At 46.5% G+C, this 19171-nt stretch carries 20 protein-coding genes; 6 read left to right on the top strand and 14 right to left on the bottom strand.

Annotated features, from left to right (window positions below; translation table 11 throughout):
• Positions 1-276: 276 nt before the first annotated feature.
• The 9 genes from JGK39_RS27370 to JGK39_RS27330 all read right to left on the bottom strand — a co-directional run bounded on the left by JGK39_RS27370 (position 277) and on the right by JGK39_RS27330 (position 7042).
• Positions 277-1722, bottom strand: a complete 1446-nt coding sequence (locus tag JGK39_RS27370) for a 1-acyl-sn-glycerol-3-phosphate acyltransferase (RefSeq protein WP_293247774.1) — start codon at positions 1720-1722, stop codon at positions 277-279.
• Positions 1723-2200: 478 nt separating this feature from the next.
• Positions 2201-4207, bottom strand: coding sequence for a ribonuclease R family protein (locus JGK39_RS27365; RefSeq protein ID WP_293247777.1), 2007 nt, complete (start codon positions 4205-4207; stop codon positions 2201-2203).
• 308 nt (positions 4208-4515) lie between these two features.
• The gene (gene rpsR / locus JGK39_RS27360) at positions 4516-4731 is read right to left on the bottom strand and encodes a 30S ribosomal protein S18 (RefSeq protein ID WP_006631377.1); all 216 of its coding nucleotides are present in this window, start codon (positions 4729-4731) and stop codon (positions 4516-4518) included.
• Between the two features lie 382 nt (positions 4732-5113).
• On the bottom strand, positions 5114-5302 hold the full coding sequence (rpmG, locus tag JGK39_RS27355; protein ID WP_293247780.1) for a 50S ribosomal protein L33: 189 nt from the start codon (positions 5300-5302) through the stop codon (positions 5114-5116).
• 38 nt (positions 5303-5340) lie between these two features.
• Positions 5341-5874: an RDD family protein gene (locus JGK39_RS27350; protein ID WP_293297789.1), complete on the bottom strand. Its 534-nt coding sequence runs from the start codon at positions 5872-5874 to the stop codon at positions 5341-5343.
• A 103-nt stretch (positions 5875-5977) separates the two neighbouring features.
• Entirely contained in the window at positions 5978-6259 is a 282-nt protein-coding gene (locus JGK39_RS27345) for a type II toxin-antitoxin system mRNA interferase toxin, RelE/StbE family (protein WP_293247784.1), read from the bottom strand.
• Positions 6256-6474: a hypothetical protein gene (locus JGK39_RS27340; protein ID WP_293247786.1), complete on the bottom strand. Its 219-nt coding sequence runs from the start codon at positions 6472-6474 to the stop codon at positions 6256-6258. The genes JGK39_RS27345 and JGK39_RS27340 overlap by 4 nt, the downstream gene beginning before the upstream one ends.
• A 75-nt stretch (positions 6475-6549) precedes the next feature.
• The gene (locus tag JGK39_RS27335; protein ID WP_293297792.1) at positions 6550-6837 is read right to left on the bottom strand and encodes a type II toxin-antitoxin system YafQ family toxin; all 288 of its coding nucleotides are present in this window, start codon (positions 6835-6837) and stop codon (positions 6550-6552) included.
• Positions 6812-7042 carry a hypothetical protein gene (locus JGK39_RS27330; RefSeq protein ID WP_293297795.1) on the bottom strand — a complete coding sequence of 77 codons (231 nt, stop codon included), beginning with the start codon at positions 7040-7042 and terminating at the stop codon, positions 6812-6814. The genes JGK39_RS27335 and JGK39_RS27330 overlap by 26 nt, the downstream gene beginning before the upstream one ends.
• A gap of 262 nt (positions 7043-7304) precedes the next feature.
• Between JGK39_RS27330 and JGK39_RS27325 the strand changes: the two genes are divergently transcribed.
• A complete protein-coding gene (locus JGK39_RS27325; RefSeq protein WP_293247792.1) occupies positions 7305-8159 on the top strand; it encodes an SGNH/GDSL hydrolase family protein in 855 nt (284 codons plus the stop codon).
• A gap of 147 nt (positions 8160-8306) precedes the next feature.
• On the opposite strand, the gene JGK39_RS27320 is transcribed toward JGK39_RS27325, so the two are convergent.
• The 3 genes from JGK39_RS27320 to JGK39_RS27310 all read right to left on the bottom strand — a co-directional run bounded on the left by JGK39_RS27320 (position 8307) and on the right by JGK39_RS27310 (position 12485).
• Positions 8307-9206 carry a DUF4436 family protein gene (locus JGK39_RS27320; RefSeq protein ID WP_293247793.1) on the bottom strand — a complete coding sequence of 300 codons (900 nt, stop codon included), beginning with the start codon at positions 9204-9206 and terminating at the stop codon, positions 8307-8309.
• 124 nt (positions 9207-9330) lie between these two features.
• Positions 9331-10842, bottom strand: a complete 1512-nt coding sequence (locus JGK39_RS27315) for a carotenoid oxygenase family protein (RefSeq protein ID WP_293247795.1) — start codon at positions 10840-10842, stop codon at positions 9331-9333.
• Between the two features lie 188 nt (positions 10843-11030).
• The gene (locus tag JGK39_RS27310) at positions 11031-12485 is read right to left on the bottom strand and encodes a folate/biopterin family MFS transporter (protein WP_293247797.1); all 1455 of its coding nucleotides are present in this window, start codon (positions 12483-12485) and stop codon (positions 11031-11033) included.
• Between the two features lie 221 nt (positions 12486-12706).
• On the opposite strand from JGK39_RS27310, the gene JGK39_RS27305 reads away from it, so the two are divergent.
• The 5 genes from JGK39_RS27305 (at position 12707) to JGK39_RS27285 (ending at position 16282) form a co-directional block, all read left to right on the top strand.
• A complete protein-coding gene (locus JGK39_RS27305; RefSeq protein ID WP_293297797.1) occupies positions 12707-13186 on the top strand; it encodes a hypothetical protein in 480 nt (159 codons plus the stop codon).
• Between the two features lie 73 nt (positions 13187-13259).
• Positions 13260-13721, top strand: a complete 462-nt coding sequence (locus tag JGK39_RS27300) for a cupin domain-containing protein (RefSeq protein ID WP_293247801.1) — start codon at positions 13260-13262, stop codon at positions 13719-13721.
• Positions 13722-13727: 6 nt separating this feature from the next.
• Positions 13728-14378: a class I SAM-dependent methyltransferase gene (locus JGK39_RS27295; protein WP_293247803.1), complete on the top strand. Its 651-nt coding sequence runs from the start codon at positions 13728-13730 to the stop codon at positions 14376-14378.
• Positions 14379-14595: 217 nt separating this feature from the next.
• Positions 14596-15450 (top strand): AraC family transcriptional regulator, encoded by an 855-nt coding sequence (locus JGK39_RS27290; RefSeq protein WP_293247805.1) that lies wholly within the window; start codon positions 14596-14598, stop codon positions 15448-15450.
• 235 nt (positions 15451-15685) lie between these two features.
• Positions 15686-16282 (top strand): ferric reductase-like transmembrane domain-containing protein, encoded by a 597-nt coding sequence (locus tag JGK39_RS27285; protein WP_293247807.1) that lies wholly within the window; start codon positions 15686-15688, stop codon positions 16280-16282.
• Positions 16283-16471: 189 nt separating this feature from the next.
• Here JGK39_RS27285 and JGK39_RS27280 read toward each other — a convergent pair whose 3' ends face one another.
• Positions 16472-17710: a sodium:proton antiporter gene (locus JGK39_RS27280; protein WP_293247809.1), complete on the bottom strand. Its 1239-nt coding sequence runs from the start codon at positions 17708-17710 to the stop codon at positions 16472-16474.
• Positions 17711-17979: 269 nt separating this feature from the next.
• On the bottom strand, positions 17980-19047 hold the full coding sequence (locus JGK39_RS27275; RefSeq protein WP_293247811.1) for an ABC transporter permease: 1068 nt from the start codon (positions 19045-19047) through the stop codon (positions 17980-17982).
• Positions 19048-19171 lie beyond the last annotated feature (124 nt).

The following is a 19171-nucleotide window of genomic DNA, read 5'->3' as shown; positions in this document are numbered from 1 at the left end:
CTTGAGTCCTCAAACTCCTCAAGGGGCGATCGGGAATAACTTTATTATCAGCGGTTGTTCGGCACTTGATATTAGCGGTTTATTATACCTCTTCCCCTAATTTATAACAACGTTTTTGCTTGGCGACCCATCAAAAACTGAGCCGTTCGTCCAAGGCCAAATATTTTCCTTATTCGTGCTTTTCTATTTCTACTTCTCGATTCCTGCTTCTATCTTCCTTTTTCTCTCTGCTTCGCTAGAACCTAGAACCTCTTCCTGCTGCCCGATGTGACTGTCTTAAGATTTAATCATTCCTTCTAAAGCGGATTGCAAGTCTTGGGTGAGTTCGGTAACTGCTAACCTGCGGCCCTTTTGATATCCCTCCCAGCGATCGCCCACTGATATCGGTTCGCCCACGGTCATTTGCACCTGCTGTTTGCCCAAAGAAGGTCGGCCGAAGGGATTTCCGCCTTTGATGCGAGTCAGTACGTCCCACAGCAGTAAAGTTGTTTCTGCCAAACGTTCTGCTGTGAGCTTTTCTTGGACGTACCTGCCGGTGACGGAGACGAAACTTTCGACAAGTCTCATGTGCCACATCCGCAGACTTGCTTCTTCAGCGAGGCGATCGGCTAATCCTCTTTCTAAGGCACAAAGTGCTGCAATATCTTTGATATCTTCTCGATAAATATAGTCCCAGCCTGCTTGTTCCAGACGGCGGCAGCGGTCTATCAAACTGCCTTTGGGCTTCAAGTTAAAATATTCTTCTGCTACTTGCAAAGCTACGTCTAACAGTGCTTTCAGCCGAGCAATCATCGCTTCATTTTCCGAATCGTCGCTCGTTGTTTCTGAGAGCGATAATGATGTTATAAAAGAGGGTTTTAACGGTAAGTTTCGATGGTAAAAACGGATATAAAACTGTTCCATTACTGCTAGCAAATGGTTGCCAAGTCGAATCAGGCGCAGATATTGGAATTTGTGATGTTGGTCTTCGGGAGCGAGATTTTCTGCCTCTAAATTGGCGATATTGGTGGGTTCTAGGGCTGGCAGTCCGCAATCTATTTCTAATTGAGTTAAAAGTTTTTCTAGGGGTTCCCAAGGCGGATTGACATAGCGGTATTGAATGCCGATCGGCACAATCAACACTTTTTCATCAGTACGTCCGGCTTTTAGCAAATCTTCCACGCACCAGAAGCCCATTTGAGCAATTCCCGGTTCCAGGGGGCTAACTATTTCATTGTGACCGTTGGTGGCGCCTTCTGGGGCGGCGGCGATGGGAAATTGGCTGTTAGCAAATAAATCGCGGGCCGATCGCAATCCAGCGCGATCGATCTTACCGCGCACGATCGGAGTACCGCCGAGGCGAGAATACAGCCAGCCGACGCCTTCCCCGGCCCACAGGGGAATTCCGCGATCGTAGATAAAGTGGGAATGTACGGGAGATTGCAGGGGAATGCCTTTGGCGCGGGCCGCCTGGGGAACGAGTTTCCAAATTAGTTGTCCCAAACAGTAGGGATCGTCGGAGTTGGGATGGCGGAAGGCTAGCAAAAAGCGAACTTTCTGATTTTGAAATTGGTGGAAGAGTTCGGCGAGGGTTTCGACGTTTTCGGCTTGAATGTGGCTGATATTTGTCTTAAATCGCAGCCACCAAGGGAGTATTTGCTGACAGCCCTTGACGGTGAGGGGGTTGTAGGCTGGGGGTATGAATTCCAGCGGCGGCTGAACTTGGTTAATAGAATTGGGCATTTGGCGATTTTAAATTTTAGATTTTAGTTAATATCATGTGCGATCGATTAAACAGTTCGTAGTGCGGACTTTAGTCCGCAGGCGTATAGCGGACTAAAGTCCGCGCTACAAACTGCACTACAAACAGTTCGTAGTGCGGACTTTAGTCCGCAGGCGTATAGCGGACTAACGCAGGCGTATAGCGGACTAAAGTCCGCGCTACAAACTGCACTACAAACGGTTCGTAGTGCGGACTTTAGTCCGCAGGCGTATAGCGGACTAAAGTCCGTGCTACAAACTGCACTACAAACGGTTTTTGTGATGGTAATCGACTCGACATGATATAAGACGGCGCTTGCAACCGCCCCTAGAGAAACAAAACCCACTTCAATGAGATGACTAACCCAAGCATATTGGTTTATAGCCGCAAACGCATAACTCCTGTCACTAAGATTTTGGCAATCCAAAATCTAAAATCTAAAATCTAAAATCTAAAATCCTATTGTGCGGCTTCCAGAATGACTTCTTGGAAGTTAATCACATCCGATCGCGGATCGCAGTGAGTGACTTTGACTTCTAGCCGATCGCCTACAGCCACCGATCGACCAAATCGCATCGCCAACTCCAAACCCAACTCTTCCAACAAAATCAAAGCAAGATTGCTATCTTCCCTCAACCAGCGCAGCATCAAAGCTTCCCAAACCTCATCAGGATTGCGCCGCAAATATTCCAATCCCCAATAACGGTTTGTTTGGCGTTCCACAGTAGAGGCTTCTTTAACTGCGGTTCCCAGACACATCACGATGTCCTGTATTTCTTGGGCCGAAAAAGGCAGGGATTCATCCCGCAGGTGGGCTTTAATTTGGAAGTGAGTCAGCAAATCGGTATAGCGGCGGATGGGAGACGTAACTTGGGTGTAGGATTCCAAACCCAAGCCTGCGTGGCGTCCGGGGGTGAGGCCCATTTCGCTGCGGGGCATACAGCGGCGCACAGCGCAAGCGCGGGCCGGGCCAGCGGGCACGGCTAGGAGTTCTTCCTCTGGGGGGAGTTCCGGCTGCGGCTGATAGCGGTAGGGTATGGGAAGGCTGTGAGTTTGACCGTAGCGGGCGGCTACTTCGCCGGCTAAAATCATCATTTCGGCTACTAGCAATCTGGCTGTAGAGTCGTCGATGACGTGGATTTTGATCTCGTCGCCGTGGACTTTGATGACGGATTCGGGCATGAAAATGCTGATGGCGCCTTGGGCTTCTCGCCATTTTTGCCGAAGTTTGGCCGCCGAGGCGATCGCGCCTATTTCCGGTTCTGCTTCGATTCCCAACTCCAGCATTTCGTCTACGTCATCGTAAGTTAAGCGGTAGGTTGGTTCGATCGTGCTGATGTGGATGCTGTAATCTTGGGCGGCACCTGTTTCGTCTAAGGTGACGCTAAAGCTGAGGGCGCTGCACTCTTTACCTTGAATTAAACTCATCGGCCCAGTTGCCAAAGCCGGGGGAAACATGGGAATCATGCCCGTCGGCAGATAAACTGTAGTGGTGCGCTTTCTGGCTTCGAGGTCGAGTTCGTCTCCGGGGGAAAGCAAGCGGGTGGGATCTGCTATGTGTATCCACAGGCGCTGCTGGCCGTTTTCGAGGAATTCTAAACTGAGGCCGTCGTCGATTTCGGTCGTGCTTTCGTCGTCGATCGTGTAAACCTTGAGGTGAGTTAAATCGAGACGATTTGTGTCTGAGTCTGTTGGGGGATTTTCTAGGCAGCTTTGGGCCACTTCTAATACCTTTGCGGAGAATTGTAGGGGAATTTGGCTTCGCCGCAAAAACAGGTTTTCGTGGTGACTCCACAGCCCGAGATCGACTAGGAGTTGAAATGCTGCTTCAGGGTTTTCGGGACGTTGTAAGCTGGCTAAAGTTTCTAGGGCCGGGGTGCGGTGCGTTGCTTCTTCTCCGAGGGTGGCAAAGCGTTCTAGGGCGTCGAGGCGAGTTCGATCGCTATTAACCCACTCTACATTTTCCCCGGCCAGCCGCTGTTTGACTCGATCCCAAAATCCTTGGGATTCTTGGTGTCGCTGCTGTTCTACGAATTGCTGGTGTTTGATTTCTGCTACTTGGGCTGCGGGTCGCGGTTCGTAGCGATCGCCCTTTTGCTTGAAATACAGTTTGTCTGTGGACAGCAAACAATAAGCTGCATAACATTGCGCCGGAGTGCGATCCGAAAATAGCAGGACGGCTAGGGCTTCGGGATCTGTGTTTTCTCCGTCATCCACTAGCAGTTCCCAAGCTACTTCTAGACTTGACGGATCTGAGAAAGCTTCTGCTTCTTTGATAAATTTGGAAATGTCGGAGGGTTTGTAAGTTTCTCCGACTGCTTCGTAGCTGATTTGTTTGGGCGGTATGCTGTGCGGTTGACCGTTTTCGTCTACCACTACCCAGTTTTTCTTGCCGTCGGGGCGATCGGCAACTGCCAGACGGCGATCGCCGTGCACTCTAAATTCTACTAACGTTCCCTTCTCCACTTGCCCGCTTTATGTTTGAGATTTTGGATTTTTACAGTTGCCACTTATCTAGTTTCACGGATGGCAATTTTAGATTTTGGATGTTTACATTTTTTACATCAATTGTTAAAACTAACATCTAAAAGTTGTACTTTTTGTGCTTTATTTTTTAACTTTTGAGATTTTGATTAAGACTTACGCACCCGCGCCTAAACACCCAATATTGCTATTGATTAGCGACCATCGCTTGCGACAAAGAAACGTTGTTTTCGCGTAAGTCCTATTTTTGTCCAAAATCTAAAATCTCAAATCCAAAATCCAAAATTTAGTTAGCCTTCTTGGTTTACGAAGGGCATCAAAGCTACAATTCTGGCTCTTTTGATGCTGCGAGTCAGGTCGCGCTGTTGTTTTGCCGTCAAACCGGTAATCCGGCGGGGCAAGATTTTACCTCGTTCTGTGACGTATTTTTTGAGCAAATCGACATCTTTGTAGTCGATCGGGTCTCCTGGTTTGATTGGCGAAACGCGCCGGCGAAAGTAAGTCATGGTTCTTTGGTAATTGGTAATCGGGCATTGGGCATTGGGCATTGGGCATTGGGCATTGGTTACTGGTTATTGGTTATTGGTTATTGGTAGTTCTTGAAAGACTCTTGAATGACTGCGATAGTAGAAACTATTGGTCATTAGTCTTTAAACACTACTCATTCCCTGTTTTCCATTCTCCATTCTCCATTGGTGTCAACTTAAGTCCGATAGACCGCCAGGGACTCAAGTCCCTGGCTAATAGCGAAAGTCCTCTAAAGAGGACTAATGAGTTCTTTAGTCCTCTTTAGAGGACTTTCGCTATGAGGCAGGGGTTTAAACCCCTGCCGGAATAAGGGTTTGACCTGGTTGTTGACACCATTCCTCATTACTCATTACCCATTCCCTACTTGATCTCTTTGTGAACAGTGTGCTTGTTGCAGTGGGTGCAGAACTTTTGGAGTTCGAGCCGCGCCGTCGTGTTGCGGCGGTTCTTGGTCGTGGTGTACCGAGACACGCCTTTGGAGCGTTTGCTCGCATTGGTTCGGCACTCAGTACACTCTAGGGTAATTATGATGCGGACGCCTTTAGCCATAATTCTAAATAAATTTCGACTAATTTAAACACAATTTATTATCTTCTCACATTGGTCTGCACTTGGTCAAGCAATCTTCTGACTTTGATGTCCAGGGAGTAGCCGCGCTTGGTTCCGATGACGATCGTCCTACCGAGTCGATCGTGAAAAGCTTGGGGAAACCGGGCGGTGTCAGTGAAAGCAACGCTACAGTCGATCGCCAGCGGCAGCATCAGCAGCAAGACGCCCGCGTTACTGGAGCCCAGCCCACCTACACCGGCGAAGGCTAAGGCGGCGCAAAAGCCCAGCAATGCCTCGCGCTTGCACAATTCTTGCACTCCGGGCATCCGTTGCAATCGGGTATCGGCAATTTTCATGTCCAAAGCCCAGCGCCCGAGACTTTGACCTTGGTTTTTCCTGACGGTGGCTACGCGCATTATCAGCCACAGCAGGACAAAAAGGATGGTTTGGGCGATCGGATTTGTACCGAGAAGCAAACTGGGTATCCAAACGGCGATCGCGTCGATGCAGAAGGCACCGGCGCGGCGTTCGAGTGATACCTTGGGCAGGAGGGGAACTAGGTCGGAACTCATAGGTCAAAAAGAATTACTTTGAAATTCGTAAGTCCTGTTTCTATCATAATCGCAATCAAGGGGCTTGGAGACGTAGGGCCTAGCGTCAAGGCGCAGCTAAATATTAATAAACCTCATCATGGCTTCCAATATCAACCAAGACAATTAAATCATCACCTGTTGTCGAATCTTTTTTGAAAGCAAAAATGATTCGACAATCATAAGCCACTGAACAAGACCATAAACCGTCCAATTTCCCCGTTAACTTATGAGATTTTAAAACAGGATTAAAAGGGTCGTCGCCCAACAATTCTAAAACCTCTAATATCTGGTCTTGTAATTGCTGATTTTTTTTGATTAATCGCTTAAGGCTTCTTTTGAAACTCGGAGCGGTTGTTAAAATCATTCCTCCTCATCCTCCAATAAATATGACTTCAACTCTTCAAAAGTTCCTCTCATGGCTGTTCCCGTCTCTACAGCCCTAAAAACTTCCTGAGCATTAGCCAAAATTTCATCCCTCCGATTTTCAATCCGTCGCTTGCGGATCAACTCAAATAACTGATCCTGATCTTCTATCGATAAACTTTCAACTTGATCGATAATTTCTTGTAAGGTCATCATACAGACTCCTATAAACTAAAATCAACGAAAGATTTCGCCACCGCCAAAACAGGCTCTTTAAGTAGCCTCTACATATTAATAAACGTCATCATGACTTCCAACATCAACCAAGAGAATCACCATTTCTAACAATTCCTCATCGTCAGAAAAATTAAAAATTATTCTGCAATCATAAGCAACAGAACAAGACCATAATCCGGCTAAATCTCCTCCTAACTTGTGAGACTTCAAAGATGGCGTAAATGGATCATCTCCCCATAGCCTTAATACATTAGCAATTTGATCCTTTAATTGTGGATCTTTCTTTGTAATCTTCCTAAAAGACCGCTTAAATCCACTACTCCAGACAACTTCCATCATCATCTCCTAGTAAATCTGCGATCAAATCATCAACACTTCCCCTCTTTGCTGTCCCATTCTTAAAAGCTTGCATTACTTCTTGAGCATTAGCAAAAATTTCAGCCCGCCGATTTTCAATCCGTCGCTTGCGGATCAGCTCAAACAACTGATCCTGATCTTCTATTGATAAACTCTCGACTTGATCGATAATTTCTTGTAAGGTCATCATACAGCCTCCTATAAACTAAAATAAACAAAATATTTCGCCTCCACCAAAACCCGATCGCTCATCAAACAGCTTAACCCCTGCACGGACTTACAAAAGCCATTAACATCTCGATCGCTCCCCCCAGCCACCTTTCACTATATTATACTAGGTGATCGGGGCATTTTAAATTGCTGAAACCATTGATTGTATTGCTTTTGGCTTTTTTCTTCTGCTATAGTTACTGCCAAGCTCAAAAGTTAAAGTTTTAGTCAGAAGCTGCGTAATGTCTGAAAATTTGCGATCGCCCCGTCCCAAAACCCCGCTGAGGCAAGTTTTAATGAGACTTGTCCTCGCCGTAATGGCTGCTGTTATCGCCTTCAACATTCCTCACTCCTTAATTCCCGTGTTTAAAGAACCCGTATCCCAAGCATCGCCGCCGCCAGAAATCCAAAACGTACTCGCAGGGAAGCGCAGAATTGTGACTGTGGGCGACAGCATCACCGAAGCCGCGAAATACCCCGGAGGTTACGTTTGGCTGCTGCAACGCTATCTAAATGCCCTGTATCCCGATCGCAAAATCGAAATCGTCAACGCGGGAATCTCCGGTAACAAGGCGACTGATATGCAGGCGCGCTTCCAGAAAGATGCGATCGACAAAAAGCCAGATTTAGTCACGATCAACGCCGGAGTCAACGACGTTTGGCACGCTTTCTTCGACTTCCAAAAACTTCAGTTTCATCCGCAAGGAAACTTAGCAGCGGGAGTACCGCTAGCAGAATATATAGACAAAATAACTCAAATGGTGGTAGCAGCAAAAGCCGCAGGAATTCGAGTCGTGCTGCTTTCTCCTACTCCGATTCGCGAGATTCTCGACGGCCCGGAAAATCGCAGGTTGCAAGAATATGTTGCCGCCATGCGAGAAATTGCCAAGCAAAACCAGTGTTTATTTATCGATTTGAATGCGCCATTTCGGGAAGTAATCGGCACCTATCAAAAACACGCCGGAAAAACTCTCAATTTGTTAGCAGCAGATGGAGTTCACCCGAATCCGTCGGGATATCGAATTATTGCTTTTACTATCTTGCGCGGTTTGGGAGTACCCGCCAAAGATATTGAGAATTTGGAAGTCAAAAATTGAATCTTTGAATGTAGTTGACTTAGGACTAAGGTCAAAAAATGGTCTACTCCGCTATTGCTAGTGGTAAGGTGCGGTGTGCTTCGCCCTACCGATACAGTGTGTGCATAAGTCCTGTAAAATCTAAAATCTAAAATCTAAAATCTAAAATCATTCAATTGGCGGATGATAGCGCTTCAACCAACAGCTACCGATAATCACCAACGCTACCACAACAATCATTTCCGTCCAAAAAAATGACAGGAAATCGCTAGCAGTTCCCACTGGCGGAACTCCCGGTTGAGAGTTGCGAATACCGGGAAAAGCAAACAACATCACACCTGTCCAACTCAACATTCCGACTTCCGGCAACTTGCCAGATTTCATCACCTTTAATGCTAGCAACAGCGCCATGATTGATAGCACCCACATGATCACAATAATCACCAATGCAAAGAATTTCACAGGCATCGATCGCGTGGCAGAAACATCGATATAAATAAAAATAGATGAATTCTCCTCCATCGGCTTGTAACTAACATCAAAACCGGGAACATCAGCATTAAACTTAAATTCTAATGGTACAGGATTGACTTGAAATGGAGCAAATTTTTTGCCAATCGAAGCTAGCGGATCTATGGAAATAGCTACTTTAGCAATGTGGCTATCAAATGGATAATTGTTGACTTTCCCCTTGACTAAGTTAAATTTTAATGCAGGGACAATCATCGGCTTGCCTTCTTTAAAGCTAATTTCCGAATCCTCAACATTGGCGCCGTTAACTGTCATTAACAAGTCTTGAGCCGGGTAAGTTGGCCCTTTTTTATAGATACCTTTGAGTTCAAACTGCAAGCGGGCTTCTAATTCGTTTTTAATCGGGTCTACCCCAATTACTGTCATTTTGACCTCAACCAAGCCTTTCGGGGCTACAGCGGTATCTGGAGATGGGCTGTAAGGCTCTTGGGCATTAGCGTTGTGAGAGTAAATAGATAAGATAATTGCCAAACTTACGGCGAGGCTGCAAATTAAAATAAGTATTTTTTTGAGATTAAATTTGTTGACTGTTTGCATTAATTATGATTTTTTTATGCCTTGATTTTTTGTTGGTATTCCCCGCAATACAAAAGGTTCGTAGTGAGGACTTTAGTCCTCTCTTTGATGCGGACTAAAGTCCTCACTACAAACCTATTTTATCTTAGTTCTCAGGAAGCAGTACGTTTGGTGTAAAACTGCCGTGCAAACCGTAGGGAATGTGCTGTTTTAAATGCAGGCGCGCTAGGGGGCCTTTGGTGATGTCGCGGGCATCTAGAATCGCTAAGGTCGATCGATGATTAGCCGCATCATACATCAAAACCAGCAGCCAACCGTCATCCTCAGCCGTTGCAGCTTCAGGCGAGACGCCCGAGCCACGGGGAACAAACACAGGTTCCCCCGCAAAGCCGCGCGGCGCGACACTCCAAACTTGCCTTTCACCCGTCTGGAAATCTATTTTAAGAATAGCTTGCAAAGGAGCATTCCCAGTGGGAGAATCGGCGGCGCCGATGTAAAGATATCGGTAAGGTTGTCCCACATTATTCGGATGCAAAGTCGGAAACTCGCAGCAACGATTTTCTACAACTTGATGCTGCACGGTTTTGTCTTGCAAGTTTAATTTAAACCGCCACAATTCCCCGGCGGGAATGGTGTCAAAATCAATCTCCAAAAAATCGCCGTCATGTTCTACAGTTGGAAATGATTCGTAGCAAACTGAATCTACAAAAACTTCGCCGTTTTCTTCCCAGGCGTTGCAGTGGTGGAACACAAAACAAGGTTCTGTTTCTAATATTTTTACCTCGTCAGTGCCGTTGCGGGGAATTAAAATTGCTTGGGTGGGCTTGTTTGGCGAAAATTGAATGCACTGCGCTGCACTCCGAAATCCTAACAGGAAAAGTAGGGGATTAAAGCTGACTGGATTTTGGAAGAATATGCAGTAATTCTCGGTAATTACCATGTCGTGCAGGAAGGCAAAACCCGGGATTGCGTGGGCGTGTTTTTGTAAAAGTTTGCCGCTTTCGTCGAGTTCGTAAATGGTGATTGTACTCGACAAACCGGGCTTGACGGAAAAGTTGATTAATCTGTCTCCTTTGCCATTTTTCCCTTTTTCAATTCTGGGGTGGGCGGCGAAGGCTTCACCGGGTTGTAAAATGCCGTCTAGGGTGTCTAATCCGAGGGTTTCTAGGCTGCGGGGGTCGAGTCTGTAGGGCTGTGCTGCTTCCCAGAGTGCTAGCAGTTTGTCGCCCCAATAAATGATGTTTGTGTTGGCGATGTTTTTGATTTTGATATCGAAGATGTTGGCCAGCCAGCCTCCGGGTTTCTGTGTGCCGAATACGCCTCGGTGCAGGATTTTTCCTAATTTTTGTTCGGCGAGGTAGCCTTCTGTTTGTACGAATCGGTTGCGGAAGTGGGCGCGTTTTTCGCTGAGGGCGATCGCGCAAATCATGCCGTCGCCGTCAAAGGGGTGGTGGATGCGCGAGCCGTTGACATCCAACAATCCGGGCCCGTTGCGAAAGAATGTGCCTTGTAAGCCTTCTGGGATTTCGCCTTCTATGTTGTCAATCCAGTAGTCGGTTTCGTTGGGCTGGGATTCGTAGCCGCGCTGCCAGTCTGTGCGATCGTATGATAAGGTTTTGACTGCTGTTTGAGATTGAGAAGTTTCTAAGTTTTGCATGGGTGGAATAAGCTTTTATTGATTTAACCGCAGAGAACACAGAGGGCGCAGAGAGAAGTAAAGGATATCAAAATATCTACAAGTTCAATATCTTTCTTCCTTCTTTCTTTGAATCTGTTACATCCGTTACATCCGTTACATCCGTTACATCCGTTACATCCGTTACACAATCCGTTGCCGAACTTCCTTCACTTGCTTTCTACGGTGCGGTTTTCGGGGATTGATGTTGGTACTAAGTCGGGAAAGTATTCGGGCATGAAATGTTGTCCGCCCGGTTTGGCACAGCCCAGTTCTGGTTCTAATACTGGGAGAGATTGTTGGTAGTTTGGATCGCCGCTTTCTGTACTTTCTGCGGGCAACCAGTTTAAGAAGGGGAGGGGTAGCAGTGTGGAGAGGTTGGCGATTACTACTAGCAGCCAGAGGTTGTCGAAGTTGCGATCGGTAATTCCGAGCCAGTGTGTCAAAATTGCACCGCCTTCATAGGAAATAAGTCCTGCTAAGTTGGTGACAGACATCAGCACTGCAAATAATGTTGCTTCGACGCCTGGAGGACACAACCGCGCGGAGAGTACCAGCACGGGCATATAGGCAATTTGTCCGATTACTGTCAGGATCAGGCTGTCTCCGATGCTGAACCATTGGTCGTCAATTCCTAATGCTCGGTTGGCATGAGTTACTAATAATAATGTAGTCATGCCCAAGGCACTTGCAACGACTGTTGACCAGCCGAATATGACTCGAAATGGAATTGCTTTGAGGTAGCGCTGAAACAGCCAGATGCCTGCGAGGGCGGCTATGCTGGTGACGAGGCGCACTCGTCCGAGAAATTCTGGTTGAAAGCCTAATTCGTTGGTGGTGAAAAAGAAGAAGGCGGAGTCTGAGCTTGGGGTGGCTTGCCACAGAAATAGAAAGGCGGTGGGCAACCAAATTGTTTTTTGAGTAACAGCTTGTCGCAGTTGTTTGAGTTGGTCTTTTACTGTTTCAAAATCGGTTCTTTTGTTGATTTTTTCTTCGCTAATTAACCAGGCTGTTGCTGATACGATTAGCGGGAAAGATGCGGTGATTAAAAAGATGGTGTGGGTGCTGAAGTTTTGCAGCAGGGAACCGCTGAGGTAGGCGGTGATTAGTCCGCCGAGGGCTGATGCTCCCCAAGACAAGGATTGCAGGGAACCGGCGTCGCTAACTGTTTCTTTTCTGGCCCTCTCGACTACTAGGGAGTCGGCGATTACGTCGCTGACGGCTAGTGAAAGGGAACTTAGGGCGATCGCCCCTGTAGCGGCCAACGGCGTGTGTACAATGGTTGCGAGGCTCACCCATGCTGAAGTTCCCAACAGCCCGGAGAGGACGATGTAAGGGCGTCTGCGGTAGCCGAATAGGGGCAACCCGTCGGACATGAAGCCAAATAGTGGCTTGATAATCCAAGGTAGGGCGACGACGCCCAGCATGGCTGAGACTTCGGCGGGACTCATGCCGAGTTCGTCTTTGAGGAAGAAGCTGACGGCTAAGCGGGCTAGTCCGAGGATGCCTTGGACGAAGTAAATCAGTAAGATGGCTATGAGTTCGGGGGTTGGCTCATTCCCGAAGAATACTTTTTCTTTTAAGGATTCTTTGAGTTTGCTGGCGCCAGAGGGGGAAAGGAGCATTTGAGCAATATTTCTTAATGAATCTCAATATTTATAACACATTCTTAATCAATTGACAGTTGACGGTTGGTGGTTGGCGGTTGTGATGGTTGTCAGTGGAGGGTTGACGGTTGTCAGAAGTCAAGCGTGAAGCAACGGTTTCAGCAAGGCCGGAATTTCTCGATCGCCAGCAGAGGTTGCTACGATTGTAATTAATCTGAATTTAATGATTTTTTGTAGTAATGAAAGCAGAAATTAGAATTGTCTCTCTGGCACTAGCTTGGATTTTAGGAGCGGGGGCTAATTTAGCCTTGGCTTTACCTGTTGCTAATCAGCAAGGTGATTATCCGGTGCCACCTGGGAGGCAGCGGGGCAACAGGCAGCTGAATTGGGTGGTTGTTGACTCGGATTCTCAAGGGTTAAATTGCCGCATGGCTAAGGGATTTCAATCTGTTTCTGTAGATGGCATTGATGCGCCTGATGAGTTGTTTGTAAGGAATAAACACAATGTTTCTCAGTGGCCTGTGGTGACTACTTTTCGGCGGGGAAAACGCTTGGAGGCGGTGACTGGGAATAATGCCAATCAAATTGTAATTACTGACACTCAGGGCAAGCCTTGGTTGCCGATCTTGACGGATAAAGGTAATTGTTTTGTGCGGTATAACAGCCGTTTTATTAAAGCTATTCGGGAAAATCCTACTACTTTAAAACCTTTAGAATAACGAAAGCAAGAAGACCCTAAGGACGCGAAGGAAGAGAAGAGAGAGAGTTTAAAACTAATGGAAGGAGTGTTAGATGATTGTCTATCCTGAAAATGTGCCGGACAGTACAGGCTCGAATTATCCTCAGCAATTCAAATCTGCGGTTGCGGGAAGAGTTAAAAAACGTTTGGGGAATGCTGCGGGTTTGCAGAATTTTGGGGTGAATTTGGTGCGGCTGGCGCCGGGAAGTTGTTCTGCTCTGAGACATTGGCACTCTCGTCAAGATGAGTTAGTCTATGTTCTGGAAGGGGAGGTTACTTTGATTTCTAATTCGGGTGAGGAAATTCTGCAACCGGGTATGGTGGCTGGTTTTCCGGCGGGTGATGCTGATGGGCATCATTTGGTTAACCGATCGATTGCTGATGTGGTTTATCTGGAAATTGGCGATCGCACTCCTGATGATTCAGTAAATTATCCCGATGACGATTTAATCGCGAAAGCTAGCGATAGTGGTTGGATTTTTACTCACAAAAACGGCGAGCTTTATGAGAGTTGAAAAAATATGAGTCAAGTTAATCTTTGGAGTTCTGCGGAACACGCTTTGTGGTATCTTGCTAAGGCTGATGGCATTCCTCACCGCACGGAAGGCGAGGCTGTTTTGTTGGAAGAAGTGCCGAAAGATGTCAAGCGCATTCTGGATGTGGGTACGGGTGACGGGCGGTTGTTGGGTTTGCTTAAGTGCGATCGCCCGAATGTTGAATGTGTGGCGATCGACTTTTCGCCGACAATGTTGGAAAAAGTCAGAACTCGCTTTGCTGATGACAAAACTGTCACGGTAATCGAGCACAATTTTGACCAACCTCTGCCGGATTTGGGCAAGTTTGATGCGATCGTTTCTAGTTTTGCAATCCACCATGTTGAGGACGATCGCAAACCTTCGCTTTACGCCGAGATTTTCGAGCTTTTGGAACCCGGAGGCATTTTTTGCAATTTGGAGCACGTAGCGTCCCCAACAGAGGCTTTGCACGAGAAGTTTCGAGAGGCCCTGGGTATTAGCAAAGAGCGTGAAGATCCGTCTAATAAATTGCTGGATGTGGAAACACAACTAAGCTGGTTTAGAGAAATTGGTTTTGACGATGTAGACTGTTATTGGAAATGGCGGGAACTCGCTTTATTAGCTGGGGTAAAACCAATCGCATCGCCATCAGATTAGTTCGATCTTTCTGATATCTTGCACCATTATCAATAACTGGCTCTTTTCCCCGTTGCACAAGACATCAAATTCCTTGTGGGGTGGGCGTCCCGCCCGCCTTTTCCAAATTTATTGGCCGTGGTACAATATCTCAAATCCTTCGGACTTTAGTTCTATAAATCTGCGGGCTAAAGTCCTCACTACAAACCTAGTTTATCGCTTGAAGTCGAGACTTGCCGTGTCTGATAATGAACCTGCACCGCATTTGCACCTCCTTTCTAGCTTTGAATCGGGATGGGATGGTTTGAATCTCATTTATGAGCTAGAACCTGCTGACGAAATGCCGGAAAGTGATTTAGAACATCACTTTATCATGATTGCTGAAAATGATTTTCGGGCTAGTTTTATGTTGAATGGAAGTTGGCAGCACGTAGATTATGCCAGCGGCGATATTGCGATTATTCCTGCTACTGAAACTTTTCCGAGAACGTTTGTCGATCGCGAAGTTCCATTAATTGAGTTGTTTCTCGCGCCTGAAATGCTTGCCCGCGCTGCTTTTGAGTCTGTGGATGCAGATAAAATTGAGTTGGTGCCGCAGTTGCACCTGTGCGATCCGTTAATTCAGCATATGGGGCTGGCTTTGAAGCAAGAATTAGCAGCCGGAGGCGCAGACAGTCGCCTGTATGCAGAGTCAATGGGGACAGCGCTTGCTGTGCATTTGTTGAGGCGTTACTGTTCTTTTACTCCTCAAATTAAAAACTACACGGGCGGGTTGTGCAAGTATCAACTGCGGCAAGTATTCCATTATATTGAGCAAAATTTGGCTGGTAATTTGAGTTTGGAAAATCTGAGCAGTGCGGTGCAGATTAGTCCGCATTATTTTGCGACTTTGTTCAAGCAATCTACAGGATTGACACCCCATCAATATGTGCTAAAATCCCGCATCGAGCAAGCAAAGCAGTTGCTCCGGCGGCGGGAGTTGACTCTTGTGGAAATCTGTCTCGCAGTCGGTTTTCAAAGTCAGAGTCATTTTACTAGAGTGTTTCGCCAACTGGTTAAAACTACGCCAAAGGCTTATAGAGATGCGCTTTGAAGGTTCGGAAGATTAGGACATTTTTGGGAAGATTGGGCAAGACGGCGGCCACGGGCGATCGCTAAATTTAGTATGTACTGAGATTGTGTCCTGTTAATTACCCGCAATCAAAAGGTTCGTAGTGAGGACTTTAGTCCGCATCAAAGAGAGGACTAAAGTCCTCACTACGAACCTATTTGTTCGTGGTAGTTAGATCGGACATGATATGACAATTTCCTGTAAGGATTCACCGCGGATGAAAGAAACTAAATTTGCTGTTGCAGGATGGAACATTGTTGGTTTGTCTGCGCTGATAATTGGGATTATGCTTGCTGCAATTTGGCTGATTTACGGCGTTGATGAAACAGCGATGCGGTTGGCAATTCGAGCAACTGCCCGTACTTCGTGTATTCTATTTTTATGTGCTTTTGTGGCTTCGTCACTTCGCAGGCTTTGGCCAAATATATTTACACAGTGGCTGTTAAAAAATCGCCGCTATTTCGGGCTGTCGATGGCTGTGTCGCATACCTATCACGCGATCGCCTGGAGCGGTTTGTGGTTTGCAACTTCTGGGGCGTCGCCTGGGTTTGACCCTCTGGGGATATTGGGCTATGTATTCCTGTTTGCCATGACTGTAACATCTTTTGAGCGATCGGCAGCATGGATCGGTCAACGGGCATGGAAAATTCTGCACAATGCTGGAATGCACTATTTTTGGCTGGCTTTTACCTTTGAATTCGGTATCAAGATTGTCAAATCGATGCTGGTATATTTACCTTTGACAGTGTTGCTAGTTGCAGCAATGATGATTCGTCTAGTTTCTCCTAGAATACAGAGAAAATTAGTTGGTTAGGACTTCGATAATCTCCTATCTCCTTTAATAAAAGTGGTTCGTAGTGAGGACTTTAGTCCGCATTTGGAGAGGACTGAAGTCCTCACGCTCGATCCTATTTCATCTGTGAGAATTTTAATTTTCCGAAAGAAGGACTGAAGTCCTCACGCTCGATCCTATTTCATCTGCTTTGTGTTTGAGTCCTGTGAATTAAATTAAGTCGGGGACTTTAGGTTTAATTCGCCGCTCGTACCAGTTCATTAACGGAGTTGCACTAATGCCGTGCAAAATCACAGAAAGCACGATCGTAGTAAAGGTAATCCAGGCAATTTTCTCGCCGATGTCTCCTTTCAAACCGTGACCGAAAGCATAGGTAAGATAATAGATTGAACCGACGCCACGAATGCCGAACCAACCGCACAACCAGCGGCTGGCGGGATGCAAATGACTGCCTAGCGTACTGATCCAAGTTCCCACAGGTCGAATCAAAAAAATTAACAATCCACCTATTAAGAGGGCGTAGCTGCCATGTGCCACCAGAGCTTCTTGGCGCAACATGGAACCCAATATTAAAATTGTTCCTACTTCCATTAACTTTTCTATGCGCTCGGTAAAGTGCAGTTGGGAAAGTGGTTTTTCGGGGTTGCGGTAACTCCGCTGCACTACAATTCCTGCTACAAAAACTGCGAGGAATCCGTAGCCGTTGACTACTTCTGTGAGGGAATATGTGAGCAGAATTGTGCTGAGAGCGATGAAATCTTCCATTAATTCGTCGGCGGGTATGTAGCGTTGCAATCGGCGATCGATCCAGGTGACGGCTTTGGCTACTAAAATGCCCATCACGATACCTGCGGCGATCGCCCAAATCAAGTCAACTGCCGCCCACTGCGAAAACCAGTTCGGCCAGTTGTTATCTTTTAGCGCATAAATGCCGAAATAAACGAAGGGAAAAGCTAAAGCATCGTTCAAACCGCCTTCCGATGTTAAGCCAAAACGCAATTCATCGCGATCGTCTATATCAGCTAACTGAACTTCTGAGGCTAAAACTGGGTCGGTGGGAGCGAGAATTGCTCCTAGTAAAATTGCAGGGCCCCAATCTAATTTGACAAACCAATGACCGATCGCAGCAACAGCAAAAATCGAAATTGGCATTAAAAAACCGATCAGCCGCGCTGTGGAATTCCAGGCCCAAAGTTGCAGCGGGCGATTCATTTTTAATCCGCAACTGAACAGAGAAACAATAACTACAAATTCTGTGAGTCTTTCTAAAAATTGAGCTTCGGGGCGCAATTCAATCAGCTTGACGCCGTAGGGCCCCAATCCGATACCGACAATTAGATAAATTAAGGCATAAGATACCGGCAATCGCGAAATCCATCCCGAGCCCAAGGTGACGGTGAGCAGGAGGATGCCAATCACTAGCAAATTTAGAATGTAATGATCTACCATAGCGATCGCACTTTTAATTAGTTTAACAAGTGCGATCTTGACAGATCAAAGCTTCTGGCGCATCCGCCGTCAGCTAGAGTCTGCTATCCTCCGAAAGTTGCAGTTGTTAAGGGATGTCTCTTGAATTAATCGCAATCAAATTTTGTCGCGTGGTAGGGGCGGGTTGATATAGATTGTTAGTGGGAATTATAGATTGTGGCTGAAACCCGCCCATACAAATATTTAAATTTCCAATTCCCGATTACCAATTACCAATTACCAATTTCAAATTACCTTTGAATGCTTCTCGGATCGAGAGCATCCCGCAATCCATCCCCCAATAAATTGAACGCTAAAACAGTCAAAATAATCAGCGTTGCCGGAGGCCAAACCAACCAAGGCTGCAACACTAAAATTGAAGCATTAGTAGACAGCGATAGCAAATTTCCCCAAGAAGGATCTGGCTGTTGAATTCCCAAACCAATTAAACTCAAAACCGACTCCGCCACAATAAAACCCGGAACAGATAAAGTAGCAGAAATAATTACATAAGTTGCAGTTTGTGGCAAAACGTGGCGGACAATAATATAAATTGGGTTGGCGCCCATAGCCCGCGCCGCTTGGACGAATTCTAGTTGTTTAATTGACAGTACCTGACCGCGAATTACCCGCGCCAAACTCGCCCAACTGATAAATGAAGTAATCAGCACAATCAAAATAAATCGCTGAGCGCTTGTCAATCCGGGGGGAAGGACTGCTGCTAGAGCTACTAATAAATAAAGACCGGGAATCGTCATCAATACTTCGGCGAAGCGCATTAAAATACTGTCAATCCAACTGCCGAAATAACCAGATATTCCTCCGATTAACAATCCCAATGGAAAGGAAATTGCTATACCAACCAAACCAATGCTGAGGCTAATACGGCTGCCCTGTACTAAGCGACTGAATTGATCGCGAGCTTGTTCGTCTGTGCCTAAAAGGTTGATTTTGCCTTCTCCTGTAGTGCCAACCAGGTGCCTGTCGAAAGGTAAAATTCCTAAAAACTTATAGGGAGAACCTTTGACAAATAAACCGACAGCAGAGGGTTTTTGCCAGTCTACAATTACCTCGCGAGCGCCCGTATTCGCATCTACTGGGCCCTGAGTAGTGGGGTAAACGTGGGGCCCGATAAATCGCCCGTCTTTGGTGCTTAAATAAATCTGAGTTGGGGGCAGTAAGGAACCGTTTAATTGAGAGTCGTAGGGGTCGTAGGGCGCCACAAATTCGGCAAAAAGTGCGACTGTATAAAAAATTAACAGCACCACTGCTCCCAACCGAGCGAGAGGATTATTTTTAAGATTTTGCCACCATTTCATAAGTTTTAGGTTTGAGATTTTAATTAGGTTCGTAGTGAGGACTTTAGTCCTTCCAGGTTCGTAGTGAGGACTTTAGTCCTTCCAGGTTCGTAGTGAGGACTTTAGTCCTTCCAGGTTCGTAGTA

This window comes from Microcoleus sp. PH2017_12_PCY_D_A (assembly GCF_020738565.1).
In the GTDB taxonomy this organism is placed as follows: domain Bacteria; phylum Cyanobacteriota; class Cyanobacteriia; order Cyanobacteriales; family Microcoleaceae; genus Microcoleus.
Note: the sequence above shows the minus strand (reverse complement) of the source record. Positions and strands in the feature narration are given on the sequence as shown.